This window comes from Micrococcus sp. HMSC31B01 (assembly GCF_001816085.1).
In the GTDB taxonomy this organism is placed as follows: Bacteria; Actinomycetota; Actinomycetes; order Actinomycetales; family Micrococcaceae; genus Micrococcus; species Micrococcus luteus.
In genome coordinates this window covers 1-907 of sequence record NZ_KV825407.1, presented here as the reverse complement: position 1 = coordinate 907, position 907 = coordinate 1, and the positions used below count along the sequence as shown (strand labels likewise).

Annotated in this window: 1 protein-coding gene; it reads right to left on the bottom strand. The window is 70.2% G+C overall.

Features of this window, described 5'->3' with window-relative positions; genetic code table 11:
- Nucleotides 1–907 (bottom strand): chaperonin GroEL (groEL, locus tag HMPREF3105_RS11500; protein ID WP_141762530.1); only part of this gene is annotated, 907 nt, incomplete at both ends.

Here is a 907-nt window from a genome sequence, read left to right as displayed (position 1 = left end):
CTTGCGCTCCTTGAGCTCCACCTCGGTGGCGGCGCCCACGCGGATCACGCCGATGCCGCCGGAGAGCTTGGCGAGGCGCTCCTGGAGCTTCTCGCGGTCCCAGTCGGAGTCGGTCGCGGCGGACTCGGCCTTGATCTGGGCGACCCGGGCCTCGACGTCCTCGGCCGCACCGCCGCCGTCGACGATGGTGGTCTCGTCCTTGGTGACGGTGATGCGGCGGGCGGAGCCGAGCACGTCCAGGTCGGCCTGCTCGAGCTTCATGCCGAGGTCCGGGGAGACGACCTGGGCGCCGGTGAGGATCGCGATGTCCTGCATCATGGCCTTGCGGCGGTCGCCGAAGCCCGGGGCCTTGACGGCCACGACGTTCAGGGTGCCGCGGATCTTGTTCACCACGAGGGTGGACAGGGCCTCGCCCTCGATGTCCTCGGCGATCACGAACAGCGGCTTGTTGGCCTGCAGGACCTTCTCCAGCAGGGGCAGCAGCTCCTGTACGTTGGAGATCTTGCCCGAGTTGATCAGGACGTAGGCGTCCTCGAGCACGGCCTCCTGACGCTCGGCGTCGGTGACCATGTACGGGGACAGGAAGCCCTTGTCGAACTGCATGCCCTCGGTGACGTCCAGCTCGGTGGAGGTCGTGGAGGACTCCTCGATGGTGATGACGCCGTCGGTGCCGACCGTGTCGAACGCGCGGGCCAGCAGCTCGCCGACCTCGTCGTTCTGGGCCGAGATGGCGGCCACGTGGGCCACCTCCTGGCCCTCGACCGGGCGGGCGTTCTCCTGCAGGCGCCGCTCGACGGCGGCCACGGCCACCTCGATGCCCTTCTTGACCTCGCCCGGCGCGGCGCCGGCGGCGACCTGGCGCATGCCCTCGTTCACGAGCGCCTGGGCCAGCACGGTGGCGGTGGTG